This window comes from Dietzia sp. DQ11-44 (assembly GCF_014145205.1).
GTDB lineage: Bacteria > Actinomycetota > Actinomycetes > Mycobacteriales > Mycobacteriaceae > Dietzia > Dietzia natronolimnaea.
The window spans coordinates 1-4,951 of the sequence record NZ_JAALEC010000131.1 but is presented as its reverse complement, the minus strand read 5'-3'; the positions used below and the strand labels follow the sequence as shown (position 1 = coordinate 4,951).

Below are 4,951 nucleotides of genomic sequence, written 5' to 3'. Positions count from 1 at the left end.
GTCGACCGCCGCAACCGGTTCGCCACGGACCCGGCGGCCGGGGGCCGTCGACGCATCCGGTTGGAACCCGCGTCGGACCACGCCGAGGAGCTGCCGGAGACCGCGGTGTTCCTCGGGCGTACGGACGAGGGGCGCCACATCTGGGCCCTGGCCGTGGAGGAGCTGCCCGATGACCCGGCGGTGGCGTCACTCCGGGTGACCGGAGCGGACCTGGTCGAGGGCGACGGCTCACTGGCCTCGCAGGCCCTCGCCCTGCTCGGCTGGCACCGGGACACCGTGCGGGGCCGGGAACCGCAGCACCATCCGCGCCGCGTGGACGCGGGCTGGGCCATCGAGGACCCGTTCCACGGAGGACCCGAGTACCCACGCACGGACCCGGCCGTGATCTGCCTGGTCCACGACGGTGGGCGCCGGGTGCTCCTGGCACGTCAACCGGTCTGGCCGGCCGGGATGTACTCCCACGTCGCCGGATTCGTGGAGGCGGGGGAGTCCCTGGAGGGTTGTGTCCGGCGCGAGGTGAAGGAGGAGGTCGGCGTGGAGGTCGACCGGGTCCGCTACCTCGGCAGCCAACCCTGGCCGTTCCCCCGCTCACTGATGGTGGGTTTCCACGCGGTCGGGGACCCGGACGCGCCGATCGTGCTCGAGGACGAGGAGATCAGTGAGGCCGCCTGGTTCGACGTCGACGAGGTCCGCGCCGCGCTCGACGGACGGGGCGACCTCATGGTGGCCCCACCGGTATCGATCGCCCACGTGATGCTCCGGTCGTGGGTCGCCGCGGTGGACCGTTAGGCGTCCGCGAGCTCGGCGAGCTTGGCCCTCACCTGGGAGGCCGGGGGGTTGGTGGCGGTGGTGCCGTCCGAGTACAGCGCCGTCGGGACGACGCGGTTGCCGCCGTTGACGCTCTCGACGAACGCCGCGGCCTCGGCGTCGGCGTCCACGTCGATCTCCGTGTAACCGATCTCCTTCTCGTCCAGCAGCTTCTTGAGCCGGGTACAGAAGGGGCACCACGTGGTGGTGTAGAGGGTCAGGGCCTCGGCATCGTTCGTGAGATCGCTCATGACGGGGTCCAACGCTCGGAGACCGGGGAATCATCCCGGGGGAGGCCCACGGCGATGTGTCGGGGCCGGATGCCACCATGGTGGCGTGGATGACGTGCGGCGTGACCGGGACTCGGCCCTCGACGGACTGGACCCCCAGCAGCGGCGGGCAGTCCTGGCGCCCCGCGGACCCGTCTGCATCCTCGCGGGCGCGGGGACCGGCAAGACGCGCACCATCACCCGGCGCATCGCCCACCTGGTGACCACCGGACACGTCCGTGGGGACCAGGTCCTGGCCGTCACGTTCACCGCCCGCGCGGCAGGGGAACTGCGCATGCGGCTCGCCGGGCTGGGCGTGGCGGACGCGGGGACGGGGCCGGTCCAGGCGCGGACCTTCCACTCGGCGGCCCTGCGCAACCTCTCCTACTTCTGGCCGCGGGTCTACGGCGAGGAACCCTGGCAGCTGCTCGACGGACAGTTCCGGGCGGTCGCGCAGGCGGTCCGCCGGGTGGGGCTGGATCCCTCGACGGAGACGATCCGGGACGTCCTCACCGAGATCGGCTGGGCCAAGTCCAGTCTGCTCACCCCCGACACGTACGCCGAGCGGGCGGTCGCACTCAGTCGTGACCTCCCGGCCCCCGCCCCGGAGGTGGCGCGGGCGTTCCGGGCGTACGAGGATCTCAAGGTGTCGGGCCCGGTCCGCATGCTCGACTTCGACGATCTGCTGGGACACATGGCGGAACTGGTGGAGGAGGTCCCGGCGATCGCGGAGGAGTTCCGGGACCGCTACCGGTGCTTCGTGGTGGACGAGTTCCAGGACGTCACCCCCGCCCAGCAGCGCCTGCTGTCGGCCTGGCTCGGTCGGCGCGACGACCTCACCGTGGTGGGCGACGTCAACCAGACCATCTACTCCTTCGCCGGGGCCGATCCGGACTATCTGCTCGGATTCGCCGAGCGCTACCCGGAGGCGACCGTCGTCCGCCTGGAGTCGGACTACCGGTCCACCCCGCAGGTGGTCGACCTGGCCAACGCGGTGATCGGGGCCGGCGCGGGGCGGTTCCGATCAGCCGGTCTCACCCTCCGGGGAATGCGTCCGGCGGGGCCCGACCCCGTCCTCACCGAGTATCCGGACGAGGACGCGGAGGCGGAGGCGGTCGCCGGGGCGATCGCCGATCTGGTCCACGGTGGGCTCGACCCCTCGGAGGTCGCGGTCCTCTACCGCGTCAACGCGCAGTCGGAGCGCATCGAGGCCGCGCTGGACGAGGTGGGGATCGGTTATCGGCTCAAGGGTGGGGAGGGCTTCTTCGACCGGACGGTGATCAGGCGCGCGATGTCGGCGATCGACAGACTGGTCGACGGCACCGACGAGGCGGTCACGGAGGAGCACTCCGCGCTCACCGACCCCACCGACGTCGCGCGGGTGATCCGGGCGTCACTGGAACCGTTGGGTCTCACGGCCGCCGAGCCGTCGGGCGCCCAGGCCCGGGAGAAGTGGGAGTCGCTGACCGCGCTGATGGGCCTCGTGGAGGAGATCGCCACCACCGAGGACCGCCCCGGACTACTCCCGGTGGTCGCCGGTCTGAGAGCCCGCGCCGCCGCGAGGCACGCCCCTGACCAGCGCGGGGTGACCCTGGCGTCGTTCCACGCCGCCAAGGGGCTCGAATGGGATGCGGTGTTCCTCCTCGGGGTGCACGAGGGCAGCCTGCCCATCAGTCACGCGATCAAGGCCGGGCCGGACGCCATCGAGGAGGAGCGGCGACTGCTGTACGTGGGGGTCACCCGGGCACGGGAGCACCTGTCCGTCTCGTGGAGCCGCAGCCGACGGGCCGGGGGCCGCGCCACTCGCCGTCCCAGCCGTTTCCTCGACCCGGTCCGCCCGGCACCGGCGCCCGGGGGAAGCCGCCAGACGTCCGACTCCCCGGACAAGGGGCGTTGTCGCGGATGCGGGGAGCGGCTCACCGGGCCGATGCACCGGGCGCTGGGATCGTGCCCCGACTGCTCGGTGGAGGTCGACACCGGGTTGTTCGAGCGGCTGCGCGACTGGCGCAGGGAGACGTCGGAACGCATCGGCAAACCCGCGTACACGGTGTTCACCAACGACACTCTCGTGCAGATCGCCCGCGAGCGTCCCGCGGACACCCGGGCGCTCGGGCGCATCGGCGGGATCGGGGCGCACAAGCTCGGCGAGTACGGGGACGATGTCCTCCGCCTGGTCAGGGAGGGCTGATCCCGGCCGGTCCGGAGTGGCTCACTCCTCGTCGGGGAAGATCTCCGGCATCCAGCGATGGACGATCTGCCGGTACGGGGCGGTCGCCTCGAGCTGGCACAGCATGCCCACCGAGGCCGAGAGCACCCGGTGGATGAGGACGTATTCGCGGGGAAGCGTGAAGGACCGCGAGGTCCGGAACTCACGGCCGGAGACGTCCCCGTACACCGCCATGATCCCCTGCATCCACTTGCGGTCGAAGTGGAACTCGGGCTTGCGCATCGGCTCGATGAAGGGCCCGAGGAAGGCCATCGCGTCCGCGGGGTCCAACCCGCCCCGGCCCACGTACCCGGAGCGCGTCATGAGGGCGAGCAGCTCCTCGGACTCCCCGGCCAGCGCGAGCCGCATCATCGAGGTGAGAACCGCGGGCATGCCGTCCGGTAGCGGGAGTGACGCCCCGAAGTCCAGCACCACCATCCGACCGTCGTCCGCGAGGAGGAAGTTGCCGGGGTGCGGGTCGCCGTGCATCATCCTCGCGCGGGCGGGGGAACAGAACTGGAACTCCGCCAGCAGTCCACCGGCCCGGTCGCGCTCCTCCTGGGTCCCGCTCGCGGCGATCCGGCCGAGCGTGCGACCCTCGGCCCACTCGGTGACCAGGACCTTCGGGGCGGAGGCGAGCACGGCGGGGACGCGGATCAGCGGGTCGTCGCGGAACGCGGCGGCGAACACCCGCTGCGTGTCGGCCTCCCCCCGGTAGTCCAGTTCGGCCACGGCGCTGTCGTACAACTCGTCGATGACCCCTTTGACGTCGGTGCCGGGGTTGAGGGGCCGCAGGAGCGGGGAGAGACGTCGGAGCTGACGGAGGTCCGAGCGCAACGCCTCGTCGGCCCCGGGGTACTGGATCTTCACCGCCACCTCCCGACCGTCCGACCAGACCGCGCGGTGCACCTGCCCGATCGAGGCCGCGGCGGCCGCGGAGGTGTTGAACTCGGCGAACCGCTCCCGCCACCGCAGGCCGAGTTGGGTGTCGAGGACCTGCTCGACCTCGGCGGGGGGCAGCGGCGGAGCCTCGGCCTGGAGCTTGGTGAGCGCCTCGCGGAACGGGCCCGCGTACTTGTCGGGCATCCCGGCCTCGAACACGCTGAGAGCCTGACCCACCTTCATCGCCCCGCCCTTGAGCTCTCCGAGCACGGCGAAGACCTGTTCGGCCGCCTGGTCGGCCAGCTCCTCGGTCAGTACGCCCTCGCCCCTGCCCAGAGCTCGACGTCCCAGCGACCCGGCGGCTCGTCCGGCGATTCCCAGGGGCAGGCCTGCGAGGCGCGCTGCTCGGCGGGATGAGGTGCGGGGGAGATCGGCCACGCCTCCAATCATGACAGAGGATGCCGATATGTCGCCGCGCCGCAGGTACAGCGATCGAAGGACGGCCATTCGAGCCTTCTCCACAGCCCCTCGGCGGGATTGATCTCGACGGACGCCCCGATGGTCTGGAGTGGGCGGTCGGCCTCACGGCTGGCGGAGACCTCGGCGAGGACCAGGGCGGCTGCCGCCGTGAGCGCGGGCACTCCGGCCGAGGGGGATCGGCCGACGAGCTGGGCGGCGACGAACGGCCACCGCGGGTCACGTCCGGCGCGGAACAGGTCCACGCACCGCAGACACGGACTCGCCCCGGGGATCACGGTGGGCCCCACCACCACCCGGCCGTCGCGGG

4 protein-coding genes and 1 pseudogene are annotated in these 4,951 nt (G+C 72.1%); 2 read left to right on the top strand and 3 right to left on the bottom strand.

Annotated elements, in window-relative coordinates; genetic code table 11:
* Positions 1-789, top strand: a 789-nt coding sequence (gene nudC, locus G6018_RS04075; RefSeq protein WP_182638824.1) for an NAD(+) diphosphatase, incomplete at its 5' end; no start/stop codon positions are given.
* Here nudC and G6018_RS04070 read toward each other — a convergent pair.
* On the bottom strand, positions 786-1,058 hold the full coding sequence (locus tag G6018_RS04070; RefSeq protein WP_179524804.1) for a mycoredoxin: 273 nt from the start codon (positions 1,056-1,058) through the stop codon (positions 786-788). The genes nudC and G6018_RS04070 overlap by 4 nt on opposite strands.
* Positions 1,059-1,143: 85 nt before the next feature.
* Between G6018_RS04070 and G6018_RS04065 the strand changes: the two genes are divergently transcribed.
* Entirely contained in the window at positions 1,144-3,264 is a 2,121-nt protein-coding gene (locus G6018_RS04065) for an ATP-dependent DNA helicase UvrD2 (RefSeq protein ID WP_338404176.1), read from the top strand.
* A gap of 21 nt (positions 3,265-3,285) precedes the next feature.
* Here the strand turns inward: G6018_RS04065 and G6018_RS04060 are convergent, their stop codons facing one another.
* A complete protein-coding gene (locus G6018_RS04060; RefSeq protein ID WP_179524805.1) occupies positions 3,286-4,602 on the bottom strand; it encodes an AarF/ABC1/UbiB kinase family protein in 1,317 nt (438 codons plus the stop codon).
* 8 nt (positions 4,603-4,610) lie between these two features.
* Positions 4,611-4,951: pseudogene (locus G6018_RS04055) on the bottom strand (hypothetical protein); the annotation flags it as partial.